Below are 26,023 nucleotides of genomic sequence, written 5' to 3' on the forward strand. Positions count from 1 at the left end.
CGTTGCTCCGTCAGACTTTCGTCCATTGCGGAAGATTCCCTACTGCTGCCTCCCGTAGGAGTCTGGGCCGTGTCTCAGTCCCAGTGTGGCCGATCACCCTCTCAGGTCGGCTACGCATCGTCGCCTTAGTGAGCCGTTACCTCACCAACTAGCTAATGCGCCGCGGGCCCATCTGTAAGTGATAGCTTGCGCCATCTTTCATCTTCTCACCATGAGGTGAAAAGTATCATCCGGTATTAGCTCACGTTTCCGCAAGTTATCCCAGTCTTACAGGCAGGTTGCCCACGTGTTACTCACCCGTCCGCCGCTAGATTCACTAACATCACCTCAGATGAGGATCAGTTAGTTTCACTCGCTCGACTTGCATGTATTAGGCACGCCGCCAGCGTTCGTCCTGAGCCAAGATCAAACTCTCCATAAAAGACTTGCTTTTGGTTTTGCCAAAAGCAGAGTTTATAATAATTGAACGAGTCAATTACGTTCTTAGCTACTAAAGCACGCTAGCTTTAGATTTATTTAATAGAAAAAACAGGGTATGTTTTTTCTTACATACTGGTTGTTTTGTTCAGTTTTCAAGGAGCAAAATTTTTGTCGCCATCTCAGCGACAACTATTATATCTTATCACACTCAAAGTATTATGTCAACAAGTTTTTTGATTTTATACTCACTAACCTTACAAACGAAACATCTGAGCGACATTTATTACTATATCATCACCATCAGATTATGTCAACTAGAATTGAAATGTTTTTTTATTTTTTTTATATCTTTAGGCTACTCATTTTTTAAGCAACAGAATACATACTACACTCGTTTGGAATACTAGTCAATATAAATTTTAGTTTTTATAAAGCAAGATTCCTTTATTAGTAATTAAACAAGGATATTATATTCGCTCCACTTTGTATATGTTCCTCTTGAATAGCTTCAAAATTAATACACACTATAACATTACTTTGATAATAACTTCGAGGAGGATCTTATGAAAAGAATAACTATTTCAGTGCTAGTACTATGCCTATTATTTCTAATGGATAATTATTCCATATACAGTGAAGAAAATCCCGCTCCTACACTTAATGTGATTAAAAATTATGAAGAAGATGTAACTGGTAATGGATTAAAAGAGATAATTGAACTAAAGGGACTACTTTTTTCACCTGACTCTAATTACTATAAGGATATTAAAGCTGTAATCACTTCATCGGAAAATCAAATATGGGAGATTCCTTACTTGGGAGGATATGAACCTAGTTTAACTTTTATTGATTTAAATCACGATAAAGTTAATGATGTATTCTTTCAAAGTGCTTCTGGAGGAAGTGGTGGATTGTATCAGTACCAATTACATACATTAATTCATAATAAGCTTTCAGAAATTCCCCTTCCGGAACAACCTTATGTTATAGGTAAGTTTCAAGATAACTATGTAGTGGAAGTAACTTATTCACCTAATTCCAAACCAATCAATGTTGATGTTAAACATCGAAAAGAGGACTACACTCGATTAGGTATTTATAGTAAGGATGGAAAACTTACTAAGCCATTATCAGCAATGGTGGCGCCAATAGCATATTTCGAACCAAAATTTATAAGTAAGACAAAAGGATATGGATTAAAAAGTTATCAACAAGTAAGTGGTGCATTTCATGCTGATCAGCTTGGGACAGTAGAATCACTCTGGTATTACGACAGAGATAAATGGATTCTTCTACAAGCAAAATGGATGCCAAGTAAATAATATTTAAAGAGGCTCCTTGGATAAATTCCAGGAAGCCTCTTTAATTTAGTTTGCTACGATATTAACTAACTTACCAGGAACAACTATTACTTTTCTAACTGTCTTACCTTCAATCCATTCTTGAATAGACTCATTTTCTAAAGCTAGTTTTTCTAGTTCTTCCTTTGAAATGTCTTTAGCTACGTTTACCTTCGCACGAACTTTACCCATTACTTGTAGAACGACCTCTACTTCATCTTCTACTAATTTAGATTCATCAAAAGTTGGCCATTGTTCATAACTAATAGTACTTTCATGCCCTAGACGACTCCAAAGTTCCTCAGCAATGTGTGGAGCAACTGGAGATAGAAGTTTAACAAAACCTTCAACAAATTGTTTTGAGATTTTTTCTGCTTTATACCCTTCATTCACAAATACCATCATTTGAGAGATTCCTGTATTGAAGTGAAGATTCTCAAAATCCTCTGTTACTTTTTTAACTGTTTGATGATAAACTTTTTCAAGTTCTTGACTATTATCTTCCACTATTTTATCAGAAAGAGTTCCATCTTCATTAATAAATAGTCGCCATACTCGATCAAGGAAACGACGTGCACCATCTAGACCATTTGTAGACCAAGCAACAGATGCATCAAGTGGTCCCATGAACATTTCATATAGTCTTAGTGTATCTGCACCGTGAGAAGCAATAATATCATCTGGGTTTACAACGTTCCCTTTCGATTTACTCATCTTCTCATTACCTTCACCTAGAATCATACCTTGGTTAAATAGCTTCATAAATGGCTCTTTTGTTGGTACCACACCTATATCATACAAGAATTTATGCCAGAAACGTGCATATAGCAAGTGTAGAACTGCATGTTCTGCTCCTCCGATATAAATATCAATCGGAAGCCATTTTTTAAGAAGTTCTGGGTCTGCTAGTTGTTCGTTATTAGTTGGATCAATATAACGTAGGAAATACCAGCAACTTCCTGCCCATTGTGGCATTGTATTTGTTTCACGACGACCTTTCATACCAGTTTCTGGATCTACTACATTCACCCATTCTTCACTATTTGCCAGTGGCGATTCACCTGTTCCAGATGGTTTTATTTCTGTCATTACTGGAAGTTCAAGTGGTAATTCTTCTTCTGGAACTGCAGTCATTGTACCGTCTTCCCAATGGATAATCGGAATTGGCTCACCCCAATAGCGTTGTCTAGAAAACAGCCAATCACGTAGACGATATGTTATTTTTTTCGTTCCTACTCCTTTTTCTTCTAGCCAAGCAATCATTTTTGTAATTGCTTCTTCTTTATCCAAACCATTTAGAAAATCAGAGTTAACATGTACTCCATCTCCAGTGTATGCTTCCTTAGAAATATCCCCTCCGGAAACCACTTCAATAATTGGCAAATCAAACTTCGTTGCAAACTCATAGTCACGTTCGTCATGTGCAGGTACGGCCATAATGGCACCAGTACCATAAGACATTAGTACGTAATCAGCAATCCAAATTGGCATTTTCTGATTTGTTACAGGGTTAATTGCATAAGCTCCGCTGAATACTCCAGTTTTATCTTTAGCTAGATCCGTTCTTTCCAAATCTGATTTTGTTTGTACTTCATTCAAATATTTTTGAACTGTTTCTTTTTGTTCAGCGGTTGTTATTTTTTCAACAAAAGGATGTTCTGGAGCTAGGACTGCATACGTTGCACCAAACAAAGTATCTGGTCTTGTTGTAAATACTGTGAAACTTTCATCGTGTCCATCAATTTGGAAAGTAACTTCAGCACCTTCTGAACGACCAATCCAATTGCGTTGCATATCCTTAATACTCTCTGGCCAATCTAGCTCTTCAAGATCTTCCAATAGTCTATCGGCATATTCAGTAATTTTAAGTACCCATTGCTTCATTGGTTTCCGTACTACAGGATGGCCACCTCGTTCACTTTTCCCATCAATAACTTCTTCATTAGCAAGAACAGTACCAAGTGCTGGACACCAGTTAACTGCTACCTCATCAATATACGCAAGTCCTTTTTCATAAAGCTTAGTGAAAATCCATTGTGTCCATTTATAATAATTTGGATCTGTTGTACTTATTTCTCGGTCCCAATCATAGGAAAAGCCTAGTTCTTGAATCTGTCTTCTAAATGTATTGATATTTTTTATCGTAAATTCTGCTGGACTATTCCCTGTATCCAGTGCGTATTGTTCTGCTGGAAGACCGAATGCGTCCCAACCCATAGGGTGAAGAACTTCATAACCTTGCATCCGCTTCATGCGGGAAAGTATATCTGTTGCAGTATAACCCTCTGGATGTCCTACGTGTAGTCCTGCCCCTGATGGATACGGGAACATATCTAGTGCATAGAACTTCTTTTTATTCGATGATGTATCCGTCTTAAATGTTTTGTTTTCAAGCCAGTAACTTTGCCATTTCTTCTCAATCTCAAGATGATTAAAACTCATAATACTTCCTCCTTATTATAAAAATAAATACAAAAAAGCTTCTCATCCCAATGAAGGGACGAGAAGCTATTATTCCCGCGGTACCACCCAAATTAACGAAGTAATCGTTCACTTGTATCCATAACGTGGACGTACGTCAGAAACTACTTTCTTTCATTCCTGCAGCCTTGAAGGCGAGTTCGTAACGCTTCAGGGACAATTCACACCAACCATTGTCTCTCTTTACCTGAACCTAATTACTACTACTCCTTCGCATCGCTTTTCATTATTTAAATTGAATTGTAATGAATAGTAATAGCTTTGTCAAGATATTCCTATTTTAATCCTTTTATATGATGAAAAAGCCTAATTAACATAATCTTTAGCAAAGATAATGACATCTTTAGCAAGTTTACAGGAAACTTTAGCAACTTTACAGTAATCTTTAGCAACTTTCACCAAAACTTTAGCAACTCCCTTTCATTACTCTACGAATACTTCACTAATTTGTGCACATCATTTAATTTCCGAAAATTATCTAAAAATGCTATTCTTAATAGAGAGATTTACTTATGGTTAGGAGAGCGTTAATGAAAAGCATATTAAAATATTCTCATCATTTATTAGAAGAGATAATTACACCTGGGGAAACAGTTATTGATGCAACATGTGGTAATGGTAATGATACATTATTCTTAAGTAAACTAGTTGGTGAAACTGGAGAAGTCCTTGCATTTGATATTCAAGAACAAGCAATAGATAATACAGATCAATTATTAGTTGAAAATCATTGTACAAACGTTTCGCTTATATTAGATAGTCATGCTAATATAGAAAACTATTTGACAGAAGACTTAAGAGGAAAAATTGGTGGAGCTATCTTCAACTTAGGATATTTGCCAAAGAGTGATAAATCTATTATCACCAGAGGGGAATCAACAATTAAAGCAATTAATACAATATTACACTATTTAAAAAAGAACGGAAGAATTATTCTAGTTGTCTATTATGGTCATGAAGGTGGAGTAGAGGAAAAGAATTCCATCCTTAAATCTGTTATAGCATTAGACCAGAAACAATTTAACGTCTTACAATATGGTTTTATTAATCAAAAGAATAATCCACCTTTTATTATTGCTATCCAGAAAAAATAAGAAAGGGGTTTACCAATGATTCATCATTATAAAAATGTTTCACCAGCCATCCATCCAACTGCATTTATCGCTAATGATGCAGTCGTTATCGGGGATGTCGAAATAGGGGAAGAATCTAGTATTTGGTTTAAAACGGTTATTCGTGGTGATGTTGCACCAACTAAAATTGGAAAAAGAGTGAGTATCCAAGATCTTTCGATGCTTCACCAAAGCCCAAATAACACATTAATTGTAGAAGATGATGTAACTGTTGGTCATCAAGTTACGCTCCATTCAGCAATTGTAAGAAAAAAAGCGTTAATTGGTATGGGGTCAATTATATTAGATGGTGCTGAGATTGGTGAACACGCATTTATCGGGGCTGGCAGTTTAGTCCCTCCAGGCAAAAAAATCCCCCCACATACTTTAGCGATGGGCAGACCGGCAAAAGTTGTACGTGAACTTACAGAGGATGACTATAAAGAGATGGAACGAGTTAGAATATCGTATGTGGAAAAGGGACAATATTATAAACATCATACAAATTTAGGGATAGAGAACTAAATAAGATATTGGGGAAGTTTCATATGAAAGGTATTAAATTAAGTAAACTATTTTTCGTCTTCATGTTAATTGGGAGTATAGCAATTACACTTAGTGCCCTTAATATTGGTAGAGATTTTATTAGTGACCATATATATTGGTTTGTAATTCCTTTGTGGATTGGCATGATAGGTTATTCCATTATTGAAAAGCAAAATAAGAAACAAAAAAAACAATAAAAAGAACGCTTGATTCCAAGCGTTCTTTTATTTTATTTCGTTAATGATACTAACTCATCTACTTTATCAGTCTTTTCCCAAGGGAACTCCAAGTCAGTTCTTCCAAAGTGACCGTAAGCAGCGGTATCTTTATAGATAGGTCTTTGTAAATCAAGCATTCGAATAATTCCAGCAGGTCTTAAATCGAAGGTTGCACGTACAGCATCTGCTAATTTTTCTTCTGCTACTGTCCCAGTTCCAAATGTATTGATTGCAATGGAAACTGGCTCTGCAACACCAATAGCATATGCTAACTGTACTTCACAAGAATCTGCTAGTCCTGCAGCTACAATATTTTTGGCAACATATCGTGCAGCGTATGCAGCGGAACGGTCAACTTTTGTTGGGTCCTTACCACTAAATGCACCACCACCATGACGAGCATAGCCGCCATACGTATCAACAATAATTTTTCTTCCAGTAAGACCTGCATCCCCTTGTGGTCCTCCAATTACGAAGCGACCTGTCGGATTAATGAAGTACTTTGTATTCTCATCTAATAATTCTGACGGGACAACTGGCTTTATGACATACTCCATTAAATCTGTTTCTATTTGTTCTAATGTTGCTTTTTGAGAGTGCTGTGTTGAAATAACAATCGTATCAACTCGGATTGGACGATCGTCTTCATCATATTCAATCGTAACTTGAGTTTTACCATCTGGACGTAGATATGCCAATGTACCATCTTTTCTAACATCACTTAAACGCTTAGAAAGTTTATGAGCTAATGATATTGGAAGAGGCATTAATTCTTTTGTTTCATTACAAGCATACCCAAACATAAGACCTTGGTCTCCAGCTCCAATTGCAGCAATTTCACCTTCCGTCATTTTCCCTTGACGTGCTTCTAATGCTTGGTTTACTCCACTAGCAATATCAGGTGACTGTTCATCAATAGCAGTTAAGACAGCACAAGTATCTGCATCAAAACCATACTTAGCTCTAGTATATCCGATATCTTTAATTGTTTGACGGACAACTGCTGGAATATCAACATAGGTTGATGTAGTAATTTCCCCTGCTACTAAAACTAATCCAGTTGTTACTGTAGTTTCGCAAGCAACACGAGCAACAGGATCTTTCTTTAAAATTTCATCTAAGATTGCATCCGAAATCTGATCACAAATTTTATCAGGATGCCCTTCTGTTACGGATTCAGAAGTAAATAAACGACGATTGTTAGCCATTTGGCTAAATCCTCCCTCTTTTTACTGGTACGGAACTCTATAATTATCAGTATTATATCCTAATCTTATATAAGAAAAACTAGCCCACTACTTTATCTAATAATTCGTATCTATTTAGCGTTTTAGAACATAAAAAATCCTTTCCTGCAATACATGAGGAAAGGAATGACCAGCCTTTCGCTCTTATTGTTCAAGGATTAATCCTTGCATCAGGTTAGCACCTTTTCACAAATGTGAGGTTGCTGGGCTTCATCGGGTCTGTCCCTCCGCCTGCTCTGAATAAGAGTATCCGCTCTATTGTAGGTTAACTTAATGGACAATACAATGTCAATAAGTTAATCCACTGTCACAAAACTTTTTATTTAATAATACAATAAAAAATAATAATTAGTATGGACTATTAACGCAAATGTGTTATACTAATAATTAATTTCAGGTTATTAATTATAACATCAAAGGAATATTGTTAATTAAACTTTTTATAAAAGGTAGGTAATTTTGAATGAACACAGTAATGAAATCTTCTCAATTAGAAGAACTTCTATCACAAACTCACGTGAAGAGAAACTTATCTGTTGCAGCTTTAGTTGAAAAAGTACTTTCTCGTAACGAAGGTCGTTTAACAAATACTGGTGCCGTTTTAGCAACTACTGGTAAATATACTGGACGTTCTCCAGAAGATAAATTTATTGTAAAGGATTCCATATCTGAAAGTAAAGTAGATTGGGGTACAGTAAACAAACCAATTGAAGAGGAAATTTTTGAAAACCTTTATAAGAAAGTTATCTCCCATTTAAAAGATAAAGATGAAGTATTTGTTTTTGACGGTTTTGCTGGAGCAGATACAAATTACCAATTACCAATTCAAGTAATTAACGAATTTGCTTGGCATAATTTATTCGCTAAACAATTATTTATTCGCCCAACAGAAGAACAGCTTGAAAGACATGAGCCGTCGTTTACCGTTATCTCTGCACCTACATTTAAAGCTGATCCTGAAGTCGATGGTACAAACTCAGAAGCATTTATTCTTGTTTCGTTTAAACATAGAGTCATTTTAATAGGTGGAACAGAATATGCAGGTGAAATTAAAAAGTCTATCTTCTCGATTATGAATTTGCTATTACCGGAACAAAATATCCTTTCTATGCACTGTTCAGCAAACGTTGGAAATGAAGGAGATGTTGCTTTATTCTTCGGTTTATCCGGAACAGGTAAAACAACATTGTCTGCGGATCCATATCGTAAATTAATTGGTGATGATGAACATGCATGGAGTTCAAACGGTGTTTTCAATATTGAAGGTGGATGCTATGCGAAATGTGTAAATCTATCAGAAGAAAAAGAACCCCAAATTTTTAATGCAATCAAATTTGGTTCTGTCTTAGAAAATGTCGTTGTTGACGAGAAAACCCGAGTTCCTGATTACGATAATACAACATTAACTGAAAATACTAGAGCAGCCTATCCATTAGAGCATATCGAAAATATTGTAGAGCCAAGTATTGCAGGACATCCAAATACGATTATTTTCTTAACTGCCGATGCTTCGGGTACATTACCACCGATCAGTAAACTGACTAAGGAACAAGCTATGTATCATTTCCTAAGTGGATATACTAGTAAACTTGCAGGAACAGAACGTGGTGTGACAGAACCACAAGCAACATTCTCAGCTTGCTTTGGTGCGCCTTTCTTACCATTAGCTCCTGCAACATACGCTAAGATGCTTGGTGAGAAGATTGACTTGTATAATACCAATGTATTTTTAATTAATACTGGTTGGACTGGTGGTTCATATGGTGTAGGTAATCGAATTAAACTTGCTTACACAAGAGCAATGGTTCATGCAGCTTTAGAAGGTGAACTTAATAACGTTGAAACAATAAAAGATGAAATATTTGGTTTAGAGATTCCTGCACATGTTGCAGGGGTACCAGATGAAGTATTAATTCCAAAGAATACGTGGGTTGATAAGGAAGCATATGATTTTGCTGCAAAAGAACTAGCTACTAAATTCCATACAAACTTCCAAAAGTTCTCCCATGTTAGCCCGGAAATCGCGGCAGCTGGACCTGTTTATAAGTAACATATTTTGTTTGTCCTCATCCCAAGAGGGTTTAAATATTTTGATTTAACCGACCTATTCCATGGTCGGTTTTTTCTTTTTATATTAATAAAATGTATTTAATATGCAATGAAGAAATATAGGCATTCACACATTTTTTTCACACCGCATACACTGTCTTGACTAAAAATTTCGATGTTGAAAGGGTCGAATAGAATGAAAAAAATGAAATGGCTTGCCTTATTATCTGCTCTTATCCTGCTATTCTTATCAGCCTGCGGATCGAGCAGTACGACAACTATTAAAATTGGAGAGGTTACTCGCTCTCTCTTTTATGCACCACAATACGTAGCAATTGAAAAAGGGTTCTTTGAAGAAGAAGGATTAGAAGTGGAACTTCAAACTACCTGGGGTGGGGACAAAACAATGACCGCTCTACTATCTGATGGGATTGACGTTGCTTTAGTTGGTTCAGAAACATCTATTTATGTATATGCACAAGACTCGAAAGATTTTGCAGTGAATTTTGCACAATTAACTCAAACAGACGGAACTTTCCTTGTAGCTAAAGAAGAAAAACCAGATTTTACTTGGGAAGACCTTAAAGATTCAAGTTTCCTGGGACAGCGTAAAGGCGGTATGCCTCAAATGGTTGGTGAATATGTGTTAAAGCAGTACGGAATTGATCCTCATAATGATTTGACATTACATCAAAATATTGAATTTGCTAATATTCCTGGAGCTTTCTTATCAGGGGATTATGAATATGTTCAATTATTTGAACCAACTGCAAGTGTGTTTGAAAAAGAAGGAAATGGTCATGTCATTGCTTCCTTTGGAGAAGAATCTGGGCATGTACCATATACCGTATTTATGGCGAAACAAAGTTATATTGAAGAGAACGAAGAAAATATCGAAAAGTTTACTAGAGCCATTTATAAAGCACAACAATGGGTTCAAGAAACTGACTCAAGAGAAATCGCTGAAACCATTCAAAAGTATTTTGAAGATGTAGATTTAGATATATTAACCTCTTCCATCGAACGTTATAAAAATCAAGATTCCTTTGCTCCGGATCCAATTTTAGATGAAGAAGAGTGGAACAATTTAAAGAATATCATGGATGAAGCTGGAGAATTACCAGATGGTGATATCTCTTACGAAGAACTAGTTAATACCGAAATAGCAGAGGACGTCATCAATAACTAAGGAGGGAAACCATGTCCTTTCTAACCTTAGAAAATGTTACACATCACTATTTCAATAAAAATAATTATACGAAAGCATTAAATGACATTTCCTTCACCGTAAAGGAAGGAGAATTTGTATCATTACTTGGCCCAAGCGGATGTGGGAAATCAACTATTCTATCCATTGTTTCTGGTATTATGAAGCACACGTCAGGAAAAGTTCTTCTTGATAATAAGCCTATTACAGAATCCGAATTAGCAATCGGATATATGTTACAGCAAGATTATCTGTTTCCTTGGAAAACAATATTAGACAATGTATTAATTGGTCCTTCTATTCATCATAATGTCACCCAAGAAGTAAAAGAGAAAGCGAAAGAATTATTAAATGAGGTCGGCTTATCAAATGTTGAACATCAATACCCACCTTCTTTATCAGGTGGAATGAGGCAACGTGTTGCGTTAGTTAGAACGTTAATAACTGACCCAAAGATCCTCTTATTAGATGAACCTTTTTCAGCCTTAGATTATCAAACAAAATTAAAATTAGAAGACCTTGTTTTTAAGCTTCTGCATGCCTATCAGAAAACAGCAATTTTAGTAACTCACGATATCGGGGAAGCAATCGCAATGAGTGATAGAATTATCGTGATGAGTGCTAATCCAGGAGAAATAGCTAAGATATTCGAAGTACCGATTGAACTTCGAAATGAAATGCCCTTTCTCGTCCGTAGACACCCTAAATACCAATCTATATTTGATAAAGTTTGGGAGGAGTTAAACAAAAAATGAAAAGCAATCTGTTTAACCCCTTCTTAGAAAGGGGTTGTCACCATGACTAACAAAGGAGACGAAAAATTATTTGAACAATACCAACAAGGGCTTAGGCGAGAAAAGAGAATCGTGTTCACATGGCAGGCATTTATTCTAATTGGATTCTTTATGATGTGGGAAGTTGCTAGTAGATTAAATTGGATTGATCCGCTACTATTCAGTTCTCCTGCAAAAGTAATCGAATTAATCATTAGAAAGTTTTCTGATGGTTCTATGATCTCTCACACCTATGTAACTTTGTTTGAAACATTACTGGGATTCGTAATAGGTACTATATTAGGAATTATTCTAGCTTCTCTACTTTGGTCATCTACAAGATTTTCTAAGATTTCTGACCCCTACCTTGTTATACTAAACGCAATGCCTAAAGTTGCTTTGGGGCCAATTATCATTGTAGCTTTAGGACCAGGATATGTTGCTATCATTGCTATGGGGGCAATCATATCCGTTATTATCACCACCATCGTAGTTTACACAGGATTTCGTGAAGTCGATCCAAACTACGAAAAAGTGCTAAAAAGCTTCGGCGCTACTCGTTGGCAATGTTTTAAATCCGCTGTCTTTCCTGCAAATTTGCCAGTAATGATTTCTACATTAAAAGTAAATGTTGGGCTATCTTGGGTAGGAGTCATTGTCGGTGAATTCCTTGTTTCGAAGGAGGGCTTAGGTTATTTAATTGTCTATGGATTCCAAGTATTTGATTTTACTCTCGTTATGAGCGCTTTAATATTAATCGCAATCTTTGCAGCGATTATGTATAAAGTTGTTGAACGCATTGAAGGCTGGTTAATTAAGCATACAACTTAAAACTAACGAAGAGCAGGCTAATAAAGAACTTGCTCTTCGTCAATTAATACCATGCCTTTTTATTATGTTCAACAGTCTCTCTTCATCTTCTGACGCAACATTTTCTGCTAGTCTTGCAGCAGCAATAATTGGTGCCCATTTTAATATTTCATCTATTTCTAAACCACTTTTTTCACAGTAAAGAGACAAATACTGTTCTGCAAGTTCTTCAGAAAACTGTAGGTACAATAGATAACTCCTACAAATATCCGCTCGAATGTCTCCAACACTAGCATCAACCCAATCAATAATATAAACCGTCCCATCTTTTGAAAGGATTAAGTTAAACAAATGAAAATCTCCATGACAAAGTTTTTCTTCAAATGACATTTTATCTAATAAAGTATTAAGAATAGTTTTTTGATTTTCTGTTATCTTTTTTGTTGAAAGGATTTGGCGCTTTAATTTACTTGTCATACTTTCTAACGATGTAGTTGTAATACTGTGGATCTCTTTTTGTACATTAATTGACATATTTATATAATCTATCGCTTTTTCTTTATTTCTAAGAAATAGTTCCCCTAACGTTTGTCCCTCGACATATTCCATAACGATAGCTGGACTATCATCTACCTTTTTAATCTCTATTACTTTTGGTACTGGAAGACCAGTTGCATAGATAGTCTGTTGTTTTTTCGCTTCATATGCCGCTTCTGTTTTCGGAAAGCGCCTATGGAAAACTTTTACAATCTGCTTATTATAAAGATAGATTTTTGCTGTGTTACCGGCTGCAATAGGATGACCGAGATCCATTTATATGCCTCCTTTTCTCGTACACGCCTTTTTAATCTTGTTTACTAAAATAGTTCATCGTTAATTTAAAATGATGTTTTTATGAATAGCTATTAACTGTACAGATTGTATTTTGAAAATATCGTTCCATTATTAAACTCTTCAACCATAATCCCAACTTTCATCATACTTATGTAAAGTTATGAATATTAACAATTTAAGTTTACTATATTATCTCATATCATTAAAGAACAAAAAAACACCCCCCAATTGGGAGTGATTTTCGTTACATATTCAATTTCTTTATACAGTGTGTTAGTACATCATCTTTCATAATAAAGCTAAAACGACGATTGTATTTAATATTTTTAGGTATCTTATCTAACAAAACTGGGCCTTCCGTTTCATAATATGTTTCCTGCTGTGTTAATTTCTCAACATCAGCAAAATACACATTTTTTACTACTTCTCCGCCTTTTCCTGCAACATGATATTGGCCAACATAACATATTTGCTTAATTACCCCACCGGTTTCTTCCATTACTTCTCGAAAGGCCGCCTCTTCTGGACTTTCTCCTAATTCAACTTTTCCACCTGGAAATTCTAGACCACGGTCTTTATGTTTTGTTAACAGCCATTTATGTTGATAACGGCATATAACCCAGACATGTTTTGGTTCTTGTGAAAAAGGGTGATCATCAAAAGAGAGACGCACCTCATTGTTATAATAATCTAAAAAAGTAAACATATATCAGCTACCTTTAACGTCATTGATGTAGTATATTTGTTATTTTCCACTTATGGTCATTATACGTAAATTCTAATTGGATCTTATAATTGCCATATAATTCTGAGTGATTTTCTTGAATCACCATTAACTTATTATGTTCTAATTGTACCACATCATAATCATTCTGTTTAACAAACCATGGTGGTGTTTCTGTTGGAACAATATACAAATTGTCATCTTCTTCATAGAAATAATAGTCAACATAAGCTTTGGCAACCGTTTCTGTTGTAACTTTTGTAAATTCTTTTAGTAAGCTGTCCTTATTTTGAAAAGTGTTAACCTCATAGTTTGATTTAGTACCTTGAATAAGTATATTTATAAATTCATCAGTTAAGGCTATTATTTCTTCTTGTGTTATTGTATTCCTGAAATCGACTTCTTTACTTCCTACCTGTTCTATCATATTTGGTTTTGTAGGTAGTATAAAGGCAACACACAATCCAATTGTAATCAGTCCTAAGATTCTAAGCAAAGGGAATCCTCCTATTCATTCTACTAATTATTATTCCCTCTACGCTACTATACTCAAACCATAAAAAAGGAATAAGATAGTATATCCTATTCCTTCTATACGTTATATATGATTATCACTTAAAATCCCTATACTATTTATATGATTTTTTACAGCATCATCACCTAAATCATATAAAATTTGGTAGACCTCCACCATATTAGCGTCATAGTCATCATTTGGTTTATCATTATGATAAGGCATAATGGGTACGTGCGACCGCCAGAAACTATTATAAGACGCCTCATGCATATTATTTAATTTAGCCCTTAACATACTTACTTCATCTTGGGTAGCATGAATAATAAAACTATCATTATTTTGATATTTCTCCTGTGAAATCTCACCACTGCCAATATCGACATAATATTTCTTTTTTTCCAACATGGCCACCTCCTACTCTTAATTTGTCTAAAAGCAGGAAAACCATGTATGTAGCTTATTAACTTAGTTAATTAAATCCATCAACTTGTTTCTTACTAATTTATTGGATGCATTTCTAGGTAAACTATTCACAAAATGGATTTCTTTTGGAAGCTTATACTTAGCCAATTTATCCTTAGCATAGTCAAGTATATCCTCTTTCCTTACGTAATCATTTTGAGGAACAATAAAAGCGATAGGGGACTGTCCCCATCGTTCATCTGGTTTCCCTGTCACCCCAACCTCTTTAACTCCGGGAAAACCTGTGAGTACACTTTCTATCTCGGAAGGATATATATTCTCTCCTCCAGAAATTATTAAATCTTTCCTACGATCAACAACATACAAAAATCCTTCGTCATCGATATAGCCTAAATCACCTGTAGAAAGCCAACCATTGTGGAAACTATCTCGATTTGCTAAATCATTATTATAATACCCTTTTGTTACCATAGGACCTTTAACAAATATCTCGCCAATTTCATTAAGGGTTGTACCTTCAATTTTTATTTGTGCAGGAAATAGTGCCTTTCCTGCAGAACCTATCTTTCGAAGTGCATCTCGTGGACTCAATGTAACAATTTGAGAGGATGTTTCTGTCATACCAAAGGATTGAAATACAGGTATTTTTTTAAGAGCTGCTTGTTCAAGTAAAGGTACTGGAGCAGGTCCTCCACCTAAAAGCATACAACGAAAATGTTCAGGAAACACTTTTTCCCCAAGCTGTTCCATTATTCTTTGTACCATGACAGTAACTACAGAAGCGATAGTGACACCTCGGTTGTAAATTGCATCTAAAAAGACATCTTCACTAAAACGGTTTAAATGATAAACAGGCATGCCATAAATAACACTTTTAATAAAAATTGATAACCCTCCAACATGAAAATACGGCAAGACCGCTAGCCACTTATCTTTGTCGGAAATTCCAAGATTTAAGGCAGAACCTATTGCACTCCACCAATGATTACCAAATGTATGTATTACCCCTTTTGGAAATCCTGTTGTTCCAGAAGTATAAATAATAGTAAAAGGATCATCTAAATCCAATTCAGATAGAAGTTCTATTTCTTTTGCACCTGTTAAATGTACTTGTTTAAAATTAAATACTTTCTCTACTTCTAATTCTTTTCCTTGCTCGAATAAGTTATCTTCTACTATAACTGCTATTACGTTGGCATCCTTTATTTGATAATTTAGTTCACTTGCTGTCAGCCGAGCATTTAATAATACAGCAACTGCACCTAAATAACTTAATGCATGTATCATAGCAATCATCGTAACATTATTATTAGATAATATACCTACATGACTTCCTTTACCTACACCAAGGCTTGCTAATTTCTTTGCAAGTAATTGACTCTGTTCTTTTAATTCCAAGAATGTCATTGTTGAACCATCCACTCGTTCAATAGCGACTCGATTTGGTGCGAGAAATGCTTGCTTTGTTAGCCAATGAGGAATCTTCTCTGCCATTCTACCACCTCTTTTATAAGAAAAGAGGCTGAGACAAAACTATTTCTAACATAGGAAAAACCGAACATTAAAGTTAGAGCATCAGACCCGCCCCGGAAATATACTGCGCTTTCCGTGGGCGGCTGGTGAGCCTCCTCAGAGCTAACGCTCTTGCGGGGTCTCACCGATGCCTTTCCTCCCACAGGAGTCTCCGTATATTTCCGGGGCTAATGTGGTGATTGTTCGTTTTTTATTACCTTTGTTTTAGTTTTGTCCCGGCCTCTTTACAAACTTCATTAATGTATCTAATTATACCCACTCTTATTGAATCAAGGGAAGCGTGGGAATTGATCAAAGTCTGGCTTTCTTTTCTCTTTAAATGCATCTCTACCTTCTTTAGCTTCATCCGTTGTGTAGTAAAGAAGAGTTGCATCGCCACCGAATTGTTGTAAACCTGCTAAACCATCTGTAGCAGCGTTGAAGGATGCTTTTAAGAAACGTAAAGCAGTCGGTGATTTTTCTAAGATTTCTTCACACCATAGTAATGTTTCTTCTTCCAGTTTTTCTAATGGAACTACTTTATTTACCATTCCCATCTCATATGCTTCTTCAGCATTATATTGACGACATAAATACCAAATTTCACGAGCTCGTTTTTGACCAACCATTTCTGCAAGTAACCCTGCACCATATCCAGCATCAAAGCTACCAACTTTTGGTCCAGTTTGTCCAAACTTAGCATTGTCTGCGGCAATAGTTAAATCACATACAACATGTAATACATGTCCACCACCAATTGCATATCCTGCTACCATCGCAATAACTGGTTTTGGAATTGTACGAATTAACCGTTGTAAATCTAAAACGTTTAGACGTGGTACTTGGTCTGAACCAACGTAACCACCATGGCCACGTACAGACTGGTCTCCACCGGAACAAAATGCTAAATCTCCAGCACCAGTTAAAATAATGACACCAACACTTGAATCATCACGTGCATCCGCAAATGCATCGATCATTTCATTTACAGTAAGTGGTGTAAATGCATTTCTTTTCTCTGGACGATTAATGGTTACTTTTGCAACACCATTATATTTTTCATAAATAATTTCTTCGTATTCACGAACTTTTTCCCATTGTACTGTCATGGAAATCCTCCTTAGATTGCTATGTATTAGTGTTAGTATTACTTTTAACAACAAACTCCTCTACCATTTTACCAAAGATTGTCTCACTTTCCACATGAATTGCATGTCCTACACCATTAATAATCTGTAAAGTACTATTTGATAAGGACTTTTGCATTTTTTTATTGATAACTACAAACTTCGTATCTAACTCACCTACAAGTAATAATACCGGTATTTTCGTAGAAGGTAATGTATCCCACAAACTAGGCATTACCCCTGTACCCATAGACCGAAGTGACAAAGCTAGACCTTCCACTGTTTGTGATAAGCGCTCTTCTCTTATATTCATTTGGAGGTTTGATGATAATCTTTTTTGTGTGTCAAATAAAGGGATATTCTCCCAATAATCGATAAATGCTTCTAATCCTTCTTCTTCTAGTTTGAGAGCTAATTTCTCATCATGTTCAATTCGATTTTTCCGTTCTCGTTCTGACTCAATACCTGGAGAAGCACTCTCCAAGATCAATGACTTCAGTTCATTTTGATAGAACGTTGCATACGTTAGAGCTGTTCGACCACCCATTGAATAACCAACTAAATGATATGTTTGAATACCAATGTTCTCCAATATATGATGAATATCGTGACAGCATTGCTCCATCGTCACTGGTGTAGAAGTTTTGGTTTTCCCATGGCCAGGTAAATCAATCACTATCATTTTGAATTTTCCCTGATAGGTATTAATAAAATTAGTCCAGGTTTTTGTACTCCCAGTAAATCCATGTAACAGTACGATTGGTTCTCCATCACCATACATTTCATACCAATAAGAACGTTCCCCTATTTCTAATTTCACTGTTCCACCAACTTCAAAATATCTTCTTCAATGTCGCGCCATAGCCCTCGATGCCAAATAAGATTCTCAGTTCGATCGGTTTTCACTTCAACTACAGAAAGTCCTAGTTCTCCATAACTTAGTTGCAATGCTTTCTTTAATTCATGAATTGTTTTCGGTTGATGATAATTTCCATCATACATTTCAACAGCTTTTTTAAAGTCAATATTTAATGGAGTGCCAAAGAGTGCCTCAAAATGTTTCTCATTTGCAGCTTGAGGAAGAAATGAGAATATTCCCCCACCGTTATTGTTTACGACAAGTATTGTTATATTTAGTTTATATTGTTTTGCTGCTAATAACCCATTCATATCATGGAAAAAGGATAAATCTCCTAATAACAATGTTACAGGTTGACCAGATGCAGCAGCTCCAACACCACTAGACACCATACCGTCAATTCCATTAGCCCCACGATTAGCGAGTATAGTTAGTTTTTTGGAACTAGTCATTAAAAAGGTATCCACATCACGAACAGCCATACTGTTTCCTACATAAAGGCTACTATTATGTGGAATTACATCTACGAGCTGTTTAACCGCTTCCCCTTCTGTTAATGTGTTATCTGAAGTTTTCGTTAGATGTGATTTTGCAATGTCATTATAACTTTTCCATTTCGTTAACCAATCATTTTCTTCAGATAGTAGTGTAGGTGAAACTTCTAATAAATCGGAACAAAATAAAACTGGATCTGCTTGGATGAATTCTGTTGGGTTTCCAACTGGTTCACGAAATCCAGCATGAGGCTCAATCACATACTGTGTAACATCTTGGTTTTCTTTCAAATAAAATAAATAAGCTTTTGAAACTGGCATAGCACCAAATCTTAAGATGTAATCTGGCTTAATTGATGCACGAATTACCTCATTACGTAATATTGCATCATATCCTTCAATTATATTCTTAGTGGAATGTGAACCAGTTCGTATTTGAGATAATGGGTCAGCAAGTACCGGTACCCCTAATGTCTCTGCCAACATTGTAATACCTTCTGCTAATTCTTCGTCCACTTGTGGCCCACAGACAATAAGTCCTCTTCTTGCAATGGATAATTTTTCTGCAAAGTAATTAAGGAAATCTTCCGGAAGACGTTTCTTACCTTCATGCCAAATATGATAGGGTTCTCGAAGTGGTTCACCCCAGATGTTTTCTAAATTTAAATCAGGAGTTAATGGTTCTCGAAAAGGAAAATTCAAATGAATAGGACCTGGATTCCCACTTAATGCTTCACTCACTGATCGTGCCGCTCTCGTCCTAACATAATTCAACATTTCCACTGTGCCTTCAGGAAGTGCCATTTCGTGAAAATTTTTCACATAATCCCCAAACAGCTTAATCTGATCAATAGCTTGAGGTGCACCAACATCTCTTAATTCATGAGGGCGATCTGCAGTTAATACGATTAAAGGCACCCTACTCTGATGTGCTTCTACTACGGCCGGAAAGTAATTTGCTACTGCGGTTCCAGATGAACATAATAATGCTACTGGCCGTTTCGTCTGTTTAGCTAGTCCTAATCCAAAAAAAGCAGCAGACCTTTCATCAAGTACAATCCACTCCTTTATTTGTGGATGTTCTGCAAACATCATGGCAAGCGGTGTAGAACGTGAACCAGGAGAAATAACAACATCCGTTAATCCACTTTTTGATAATTCATCTACGAAGTTTGCTACATATCTTGTTAATTGTTCTTGTGTGTTCATTTGTTATCCTCCCAAAACGGTTAACATTGGCATAAATTTAATTCTTGTTTCTTCATATTCTGCTTCAGGATCTGAATCTTTTACTACCCCACACCCTGCAAATAAGGATGCTTTATTATTTTTTATAAGTCCGGAACGAATAGCAACTGCAAATTCGCCATTTTGATTATTATCTATCCAACCAAATGGAGCTCCGTACCAGCCACGATCAAGTTGTTCGTGTTCACGAATATAGGTTAGTGCTTCCGGACGTGGTTCCCCACCTAATGCAGGAGTTGGATGCAATTTTTCTATGACATGAAAAATACTATACCCATCTTTGAACTTTCCTTTTACAGGGGTATATAAATGTTGTAGATTTCTTAATTTATATAAAACTGGATGTTCAGGAATTTGTAGGTCTTCACAATACTCTTCCACAGAATCCTTTATCATTTGCACAACAAAATCATGTTCTTGTAAATTTTTATCATCATGCAGTAGCTCATATCCTAATTTTTCATCGTCTTCTTCATTTTGCCCTCTAGGTGCTGTACCTGCTAAACAAGTAGATAATAATTCATTATGTTCCACTTTTACTAACCGTTCAGGTGTTGCACCAATAAAACAATTATCCTTTACCTCATACGCAAATATATAGCTTGTTGGTTGTTTGTCCATTAATTGTTGTAATACTTTGGTAAGTTGTACATCTTCTTGGAATTCTAATTGTAGTTCTCTTGCTAATACAACTTTCTCAACATGACCAGCCGTTATATATTCCGTTGTTTTCTTAACAGTATCTTTCCATTTATTTGGTTCAACTTCTTTTTGATGAAGAATTGTTATATTCTCGGACGGAATATTTCTTTTAGCTAGTAAGAAAGTTTCCTGCTTCAGCAAATGTTCTGTAATTTCTTTAGGGTCATCGTCAGTTTTTACCATGATAGTTATAGTTAAATAGAAGTTCTTTCCCTTATTCGCCAACATAAATCTTGGTATACGTAATGCATTTTGTTTAAATTTATTCCATAAAGAAGTTTTTTGTTTTAATGGATCAAAGTCCATTCCTCCAATTGCTGCTAGTCCTATTCCAGGTTCTTCATAGGGATTATAAATTACAGCATTATGAATAATGGATTGCCATGCCTCTTCTAATTCATTAATTGGTAAATGACCTACCCCAACTGTATATGCATTACCGATCCCAACTAACGTAAATTCATCTATAGTACTCTTCCAAAAAGAACGTTCCATATGAAATTCCGAACCTGCATCGAAAAATTCGAGAGGATTAATATTCTTTATTTTCTTTGTATAGCTAACGATTCTTGATTCAGAGGATTGTAACCCTTGGATCGCTTTTCTTAATAATGATTCAAGTGTATCCTCTTTAACCTCTAACATGATATTGCCCTCCGTATCATTACATAATAGTCCATCTCTTATTCTATTCCCTTTTCATTAGTTTCTCAAGAAATCACGTATCTTATATCCGAATAAGCTCATGTATATAATGGTACTTTTTGATACGTATACAATTGCACCTTCATTGACAGCATGTATGTTTTTGCCTAAACTTAGAATGATATCGATATATGAGGAGATTAGACATGGCAACAGATAAAGATCATATTAAGAAAGCTTTAAATGAGCGGGAAGGCTTTCAAGTATGGTGGCGTTTACTTAGACCCCATACATTAACCGCTTCGTTTGTGCCTGTTTTTGTAGGGACAATGATTGCACTAAATACAGATGGAATAAACATACTTATCTTTCTAGCAATGCTAGTAGCATCCATGCTCATACAATCAGCGACAAATATGTTTAATGAATATTACGATTATGTCCGTGGAATTGATTCCGAAGAGTCTGTTGGAATCGGTGGAACAATCGTCCGTGACGGAATCCAACCTAAAACCGTACTTCGCTTAGCACTTATTTTTTATGGAATTGCATTACTCTTAGGCATATACATATGTGTAGAATCGAGCTGGTGGATAGCTGTCATTGGTTTAGTTTGTATGTTATTGGGCTATCTCTACACTGGTGGTCCAATTCCAATATCAGCAACTCCTTTTGGAGAAGTTTTTTCAGGCTTTTTCATGGGAACTGTCATTATCGGAATAGCTTACTACATCCAAACGGGAACCATTAATAGTTTTGTGATTTTCATATCAATACCAGTTGCGATATTTATTGGTTGTATTATGCTCTCGAATAATATTCGAGACCTAGATGGGGATCAACAAGGGGGCAGAAAAACATTAGCCATCCTACTTGGTAGAGAAAATGCGGTACGATTCTTAGGACTTTTATTTTTCGTCGCCTTCTTTTATACTGCCTACTTAATTTTAGTGGATGTATTGCCACTATGGTCAACCATTACCTTTATTGCAGTAATACCAGCAATAAAAGTAGTTAAAGGATTTAAAGGTAAAACCGAACCACTTGAGATGATGCCTGCAATGGTTCTAACAGGTAAAACAAACACGATATACGGATTTTTATTAGGATTATCTTTATTGATTTATTATTTCATCTAAGAACTACATACTAAACCAAACATTGGGGGAGAGGATTAGATGGAATTTGCTAATACAAATAATACGCTTTTACAATCTTTAGGAATCGAAACAGTTACATTAGAAAAAGATCTCGTAGTCATGACGATGCCAGTAGATCACCGCACCCATCAACCATTAGGTTACTTGCATGGTGGTGCAAGTGTTGCACTTGCTGAAACTGCAGCAAGTGTAGGGGCTTGTTTACATGTGGATCTAGAACAATTTCATGTATTTGGTATTGAGATTAATGCCAATCATGTGAAAAGTAAGCGAGAAGGTATTGTTACAGCAAAGGCAAAACCTATTCATGTAGGAAGATCAAATATGGTATGGGAAATAAACATAGTTGATGAAGAAGATCAATTAATCTGTATCTCAAGATGTACAGTCGCTGTTGTACCAAAAAAATCTAAATAACTAAAAAAGCTTGGATAGCATCCAAGCTTTTTTTTAGTTATTTTTATATTAAGCAAACTTTGCTTGTTGTTGTTCAATCCAGCGACGCATTTTAATGAAGATTGGTACAAATAACAAACTAACAATAATTCCTTTTATTACGTTGAACGGCAATATAGCACCTACAACAGTACTTATTTTAACAGTGTGAGTCATCTCACCCCAGCCCATCATTAGTCCATAAGCAGGTAATAAAATGAAGTAGTTAAACACACCTAATCCTATTGCCATAATAATAGTACCAGTAACCAGACCAGAAACAATACTCTTAACTGATTTATATTTGTGATAAAGAATTCCTATTGGTAAGACTAGTAAAGTCCCTGCAATAAAATTCGCTAATACACCTACTGGCTCTCCTCCACCTGCAATTAAATAAAGACCATTCTTAATTGCAACTACGATAACTCCTGCCAGTGGTGAAAAGATTAGTGACGCCATGATTGCTGGTACATCACTAAAGTCAATTTTTAAATAACTTGGGAGAACGGGGAGCGGAAAGTTCAAAAAGAATAATAATAACGATACTGCTCCTAGTAATGATAAAATGATAAGTCTTGTTAATTTTGATGATTGCGTGCTTTTTTGCATCATCATACCTCCTTCATCTTTTTACCGATTCCTATCTCGTGATGAAGGAAAGCCGTATCCTACAAAATTAAAAACCCTAAAGCCGTAACTTTAGGGGCTTTAGGGTATAAATTCGTCATAGGAAATAAAGGTACACAAATAGTACCGATATTCGGCTAGATCATCTTCTCCCATCCAGACTTTAACTGTCGGTCCTGGACTCACACCAGGTCAACCATTTGCTTTAGACAAACGGCTCACGGACTTGAACTTTTGTTCTTACCGTCGGTCGGGAATTGCACCCTGCCCCGAAGATTGGAATCGATATGTTATTGTCAATTCTTATTATACAACGCATCCTATGTTTTGAAAAGAAGTATGCTCACAAAAATGTAAAGATTTGAATGACAAGTTTTCCCAAAATTTAATCAAGTGGATTCAAACTTTCATTTCCCGTTAATCCAGAAATCATTTCTACTAATAATTCTATCTCTTGATCAATATCTTCAAGACTTGCTGTTTCCACAGGTGAATGCATATAGCGTAATGGTAATGATACTAATGATACAGGTACACCTCTACCCGTATATCGCATCTTGTCTGCATCTGTTCCAGTATGTCGTGGAGTAAGTTCGTATTGAACATCCATTTTCAACTTCTTTGCTGCTTGTTCCAGTAATTCATTTACTTTCCGATTTATTGGAGCACCTTTTGCAAGTACTGGTCCTTTATCTAAACGAACATCACCATGTTTATTTTTATTTACACCAGGATAATCTGTTGCAAATGTCACATCACAGGCGATAGCCATTGTTGGTTCAATCCCCGCAGCCGCAAAGTATGCTCCACCCATGTTTGTTTCTTCGTTTACGGTACTAGCTGCATATACACCAACAGAACAATCTTTATTCTTCAATTGACGCAGTACTTCCGCAACAATAAATGCGCCTGTTCGATTATCTAATCCACGACCTGAAATATATCGATCCATTAGTATTTCCGGTTCTGTTTGGTATACGACTAAATCTCCAATTTGTACATATTGCTCTGCTTCCCCTTTAGTTCGAAAACCACAATCAATAAATAAATCTTCTAGATCAAAATCATTCTTTAATCCTCCGTGATGCTGGGCATTAACACCGATTACCCCAGTAATGGTTTTCCCATAGCCAAGTACGGTTGTTTTCATACCTACAGCAGCTTTTGGATTAATACCGCCCATTTTATCAAAATGTAAGAACCCATCTTCATCAATTCGATTAATTACAAGCGCAATTTCATCACAATGACCTGCGAGTAATACTTTAAACGTTGCTTCAGGATTTAACACACCTATTACATTACCTGCATTATCTGTTAATACTTTATCAGCGAATCCCTTATAATAATCTCGCATTTTCCGTTGTATTGCCATCTCATCACTAGATGGTGATGGAGTTTTTAATAATTCTAACAAAAATTCTCTATTTGTTTTTTCCAATATCGCGCAACTCCTTTTTTATATGTAAAAACTAATTAAATAATAACAAAATTACCACTAGCAAGCACTTTTATTTACCTTGTTAGTTTTTTTGTTTACTATCAAAGTAATAAAAGTTAAGGAGGAATTAAACATGACAAAGTCATTAAATGATTGGTTTACAAAAGGAATTCCGAGTAAGGACTACGTGGAAAACATGACACAACATAAAGAAAATTTACTACATATATATAACTCTTATACATTGCCATCGGATGATGAATTCTTCTCATCCCTAAAGGCAAGAAAGCTTCGCGTGATCGTATTGACAGAAGATTGGTGTGGAGATGCGATGATGAACACCCCAGTCCTTTTACATCTAGCTGAAAAAACGGATATGGAAGTTAGAATGCTACCTCGGGATGAAAATTTAGAGCTAATGGACCAATATCTAACTAATGGAAAATCCCGTTCCATCCCTATTTTTATTTTTATTGATGAAGATGGAAATGAAGTAGCAAAATGGGGACCACGAGCTGAAGAAGTACAACAATTTGTGGATGAAATGAGAAAAGATCTTCCGGAAAAAGAAGCAGAAGACTACAAAGAAAAATTTGATGCAATGATAAAAACGATGTATCAAGAATTTTTATCAAACAAAACATTTTGGAAGTATGTTTACGAAAGTATGAAGACTACATTAGCTAAATAAATAGTTAAATTTATTAAGACAGATAAAAGCAATTTAGTTATGATATTTACTTTATTAAGGTTGGGACATATTTTTTCTCCAAGGTTAAAACCGAACATTAAAGTTAGTGCTTCTAACCCGCCCCGGAAATATACTCCGCTTTCCGTGGGCGGCTGGTGAGCCTCCTCGTGCTTACGCACTGCGGGGTCTCACCGATGCCTTTCCTCCCACAGGAGTCTCCGTATATTTCCGGGGCTCGTGTGGTGATTGTTCGTAACTTTCTGCCTTCAATTAAGTTATTGTTCCAGCCTCAGTGTTTTGCACTACCTCTAACGTTCACCTTTCCTCTTTAGAAATAGTTTTTACCCCAATCTCCTTTTTCATTTATCTATAGTTTTC

At 35.8% G+C, this 26,023-nt stretch carries 24 protein-coding genes, 1 rRNA gene, 2 riboswitches and 1 other annotated feature; of the genes, 11 read left to right on the forward strand and 14 right to left on the reverse strand.

Annotated elements, in window-relative coordinates:
- Positions 1-421 (reverse strand): 16S ribosomal RNA (locus IEV35_RS10020); the annotation flags it as partial.
- Positions 422-983: 562 nt separating this feature from the next.
- On the opposite strand from IEV35_RS10020, the gene IEV35_RS10025 reads away from it, so the two are divergent.
- On the forward strand, positions 984-1,742 hold the full coding sequence (locus IEV35_RS10025; RefSeq protein WP_188384521.1) for a YybI family spore inner coat protein: 759 nt from the start codon (positions 984-986) through the stop codon (positions 1,740-1,742).
- A 45-nt stretch (positions 1,743-1,787) separates the two neighbouring features.
- Here IEV35_RS10025 and leuS read toward each other — a convergent pair whose 3' ends face one another.
- The gene (gene leuS, locus IEV35_RS10030) at positions 1,788-4,202 is read right to left on the reverse strand and encodes a leucine--tRNA ligase (protein WP_188384522.1); all 2,415 of its coding nucleotides are present in this window, start codon (positions 4,200-4,202) and stop codon (positions 1,788-1,790) included.
- Positions 4,203-4,253: 51 nt separating this feature from the next.
- Positions 4,254-4,467 (reverse strand) — a binding site (T-box leader).
- A gap of 304 nt (positions 4,468-4,771) precedes the next feature.
- Between leuS and mnmM the strand changes: the two genes are divergently transcribed.
- From mnmM to IEV35_RS10045, 3 genes are read left to right on the forward strand one after another with little or no spacing between them, the layout of a single operon-like run.
- Complete coding sequence (mnmM, locus tag IEV35_RS10035; protein WP_188384523.1) at positions 4,772-5,335, forward strand: tRNA 5-(aminomethyl)-2-thiouridylate-methyltransferase MnmM; 564 nt, start codon at positions 4,772-4,774, stop codon at positions 5,333-5,335.
- Positions 5,336-5,350: 15 nt separating this feature from the next.
- Positions 5,351-5,878: a gamma carbonic anhydrase gene (locus IEV35_RS10040; RefSeq protein WP_188384524.1), complete on the forward strand. Its 528-nt coding sequence runs from the start codon at positions 5,351-5,353 to the stop codon at positions 5,876-5,878.
- Positions 5,879-5,901: 23 nt separating this feature from the next.
- Entirely contained in the window at positions 5,902-6,096 is a 195-nt protein-coding gene (locus IEV35_RS10045) for a hypothetical protein (protein ID WP_188384525.1), read from the forward strand.
- Positions 6,097-6,128: 32 nt separating this feature from the next.
- On the opposite strand, the gene metK is transcribed toward IEV35_RS10045, so the two are convergent.
- A complete protein-coding gene (gene metK, locus IEV35_RS10050) occupies positions 6,129-7,325 on the reverse strand; it encodes a methionine adenosyltransferase (RefSeq protein ID WP_188384526.1) in 1,197 nt (398 codons plus the stop codon).
- Positions 7,326-7,505: 180 nt separating this feature from the next.
- Positions 7,506-7,611, reverse strand: a riboswitch (SAM riboswitch).
- A 216-nt stretch (positions 7,612-7,827) separates the two neighbouring features.
- Between metK and pckA the strand changes: the two genes are divergently transcribed.
- The 4 genes from pckA (at position 7,828) to IEV35_RS10070 (ending at position 12,224) form a co-directional block, all read left to right on the forward strand.
- Positions 7,828-9,414 carry a phosphoenolpyruvate carboxykinase (ATP) gene (pckA, locus tag IEV35_RS10055; protein WP_188384527.1) on the forward strand — a complete coding sequence of 529 codons (1,587 nt, stop codon included), beginning with the start codon at positions 7,828-7,830 and terminating at the stop codon, positions 9,412-9,414.
- A gap of 195 nt (positions 9,415-9,609) precedes the next feature.
- Positions 9,610-10,602 carry an ABC transporter substrate-binding protein gene (locus IEV35_RS10060; RefSeq protein ID WP_188384528.1) on the forward strand — a complete coding sequence of 331 codons (993 nt, stop codon included), beginning with the start codon at positions 9,610-9,612 and terminating at the stop codon, positions 10,600-10,602.
- 11 nt (positions 10,603-10,613) lie between these two features.
- The gene (locus tag IEV35_RS10065; protein WP_188384529.1) at positions 10,614-11,375 is read left to right on the forward strand and encodes an ABC transporter ATP-binding protein; all 762 of its coding nucleotides are present in this window, start codon (positions 10,614-10,616) and stop codon (positions 11,373-11,375) included.
- A 42-nt stretch (positions 11,376-11,417) separates the two neighbouring features.
- Positions 11,418-12,224 carry an ABC transporter permease gene (locus IEV35_RS10070; RefSeq protein WP_188384530.1) on the forward strand — a complete coding sequence of 269 codons (807 nt, stop codon included), beginning with the start codon at positions 11,418-11,420 and terminating at the stop codon, positions 12,222-12,224.
- 39 nt (positions 12,225-12,263) lie between these two features.
- Here IEV35_RS10070 and IEV35_RS10075 read toward each other — a convergent pair whose 3' ends face one another.
- The 9 genes from IEV35_RS10075 to IEV35_RS10115 all read right to left on the reverse strand — a co-directional run bounded on the left by IEV35_RS10075 (position 12,264) and on the right by IEV35_RS10115 (position 21,288).
- Positions 12,264-13,016 (reverse strand): phosphotransferase family protein, encoded by a 753-nt coding sequence (locus tag IEV35_RS10075; RefSeq protein WP_188384531.1) that lies wholly within the window; start codon positions 13,014-13,016, stop codon positions 12,264-12,266.
- Positions 13,017-13,281: 265 nt separating this feature from the next.
- The gene (gene ytkD / locus IEV35_RS10080) at positions 13,282-13,743 is read right to left on the reverse strand and encodes an RNA deprotection pyrophosphohydrolase (protein WP_188384532.1); all 462 of its coding nucleotides are present in this window, start codon (positions 13,741-13,743) and stop codon (positions 13,282-13,284) included.
- Between the two features lie 19 nt (positions 13,744-13,762).
- Positions 13,763-14,257 (reverse strand): hypothetical protein, encoded by a 495-nt coding sequence (locus IEV35_RS10085; RefSeq protein ID WP_188384533.1) that lies wholly within the window; start codon positions 14,255-14,257, stop codon positions 13,763-13,765.
- A gap of 102 nt (positions 14,258-14,359) precedes the next feature.
- Positions 14,360-14,680, reverse strand: coding sequence for a hydrolase (locus IEV35_RS10090; RefSeq protein ID WP_188384534.1), 321 nt, complete (start codon positions 14,678-14,680; stop codon positions 14,360-14,362).
- Between the two features lie 63 nt (positions 14,681-14,743).
- Positions 14,744-16,195, reverse strand: a complete 1,452-nt coding sequence (locus tag IEV35_RS10095; RefSeq protein ID WP_188384535.1) for an o-succinylbenzoate--CoA ligase — start codon at positions 16,193-16,195, stop codon at positions 14,744-14,746.
- A gap of 308 nt (positions 16,196-16,503) precedes the next feature.
- A complete protein-coding gene (gene menB, locus IEV35_RS10100) occupies positions 16,504-17,322 on the reverse strand; it encodes a 1,4-dihydroxy-2-naphthoyl-CoA synthase (protein WP_188384536.1) in 819 nt (272 codons plus the stop codon).
- Positions 17,323-17,341: 19 nt separating this feature from the next.
- On the reverse strand, positions 17,342-18,160 hold the full coding sequence (menH, locus tag IEV35_RS10105) for a 2-succinyl-6-hydroxy-2,4-cyclohexadiene-1-carboxylate synthase (RefSeq protein ID WP_229740714.1): 819 nt from the start codon (positions 18,158-18,160) through the stop codon (positions 17,342-17,344).
- Entirely contained in the window at positions 18,157-19,902 is a 1,746-nt protein-coding gene (gene menD / locus IEV35_RS10110; protein WP_188384537.1) for a 2-succinyl-5-enolpyruvyl-6-hydroxy-3-cyclohexene-1-carboxylic-acid synthase, read from the reverse strand. Before menD ends, menH begins: the two co-directional genes overlap by 4 nt.
- Positions 19,903-19,905: 3 nt before the next feature.
- On the reverse strand, positions 19,906-21,288 hold the full coding sequence (locus IEV35_RS10115) for an isochorismate synthase (RefSeq protein WP_188384538.1): 1,383 nt from the start codon (positions 21,286-21,288) through the stop codon (positions 19,906-19,908).
- 206 nt (positions 21,289-21,494) lie between these two features.
- Here IEV35_RS10115 and IEV35_RS10120 point away from each other — a divergent pair, with 206 nt between their 5' ends.
- A complete protein-coding gene (locus IEV35_RS10120; RefSeq protein WP_188384539.1) occupies positions 21,495-22,427 on the forward strand; it encodes a 1,4-dihydroxy-2-naphthoate polyprenyltransferase in 933 nt (310 codons plus the stop codon).
- Positions 22,428-22,466: 39 nt separating this feature from the next.
- Positions 22,467-22,865 carry a hotdog fold thioesterase gene (locus IEV35_RS10125; RefSeq protein WP_188384540.1) on the forward strand — a complete coding sequence of 133 codons (399 nt, stop codon included), beginning with the start codon at positions 22,467-22,469 and terminating at the stop codon, positions 22,863-22,865.
- A gap of 48 nt (positions 22,866-22,913) precedes the next feature.
- On the opposite strand, the gene IEV35_RS10130 is transcribed toward IEV35_RS10125, so the two are convergent.
- Positions 22,914-23,498: an ECF transporter S component gene (locus IEV35_RS10130; RefSeq protein ID WP_188384541.1), complete on the reverse strand. Its 585-nt coding sequence runs from the start codon at positions 23,496-23,498 to the stop codon at positions 22,914-22,916.
- A 155-nt stretch (positions 23,499-23,653) separates the two neighbouring features.
- A riboswitch (FMN riboswitch) is annotated at positions 23,654-23,794 on the reverse strand.
- Positions 23,795-23,898: 104 nt separating this feature from the next.
- Positions 23,899-24,954: a M20/M25/M40 family metallo-hydrolase gene (locus IEV35_RS10135; protein WP_188384542.1), complete on the reverse strand. Its 1,056-nt coding sequence runs from the start codon at positions 24,952-24,954 to the stop codon at positions 23,899-23,901.
- A 133-nt stretch (positions 24,955-25,087) separates the two neighbouring features.
- Between IEV35_RS10135 and IEV35_RS10140 the strand changes: the two genes are divergently transcribed.
- On the forward strand, positions 25,088-25,645 hold the full coding sequence (locus IEV35_RS10140; RefSeq protein ID WP_188384543.1) for a thioredoxin family protein: 558 nt from the start codon (positions 25,088-25,090) through the stop codon (positions 25,643-25,645).
- The last annotated feature ends 378 nt before the right edge of the window (positions 25,646-26,023 follow it).

It is taken from the genome of Ornithinibacillus halotolerans, assembly GCF_014637405.1.
Classification (GTDB): domain Bacteria; phylum Bacillota; class Bacilli; order Bacillales; family Amphibacillaceae; genus Ornithinibacillus; species Ornithinibacillus halotolerans.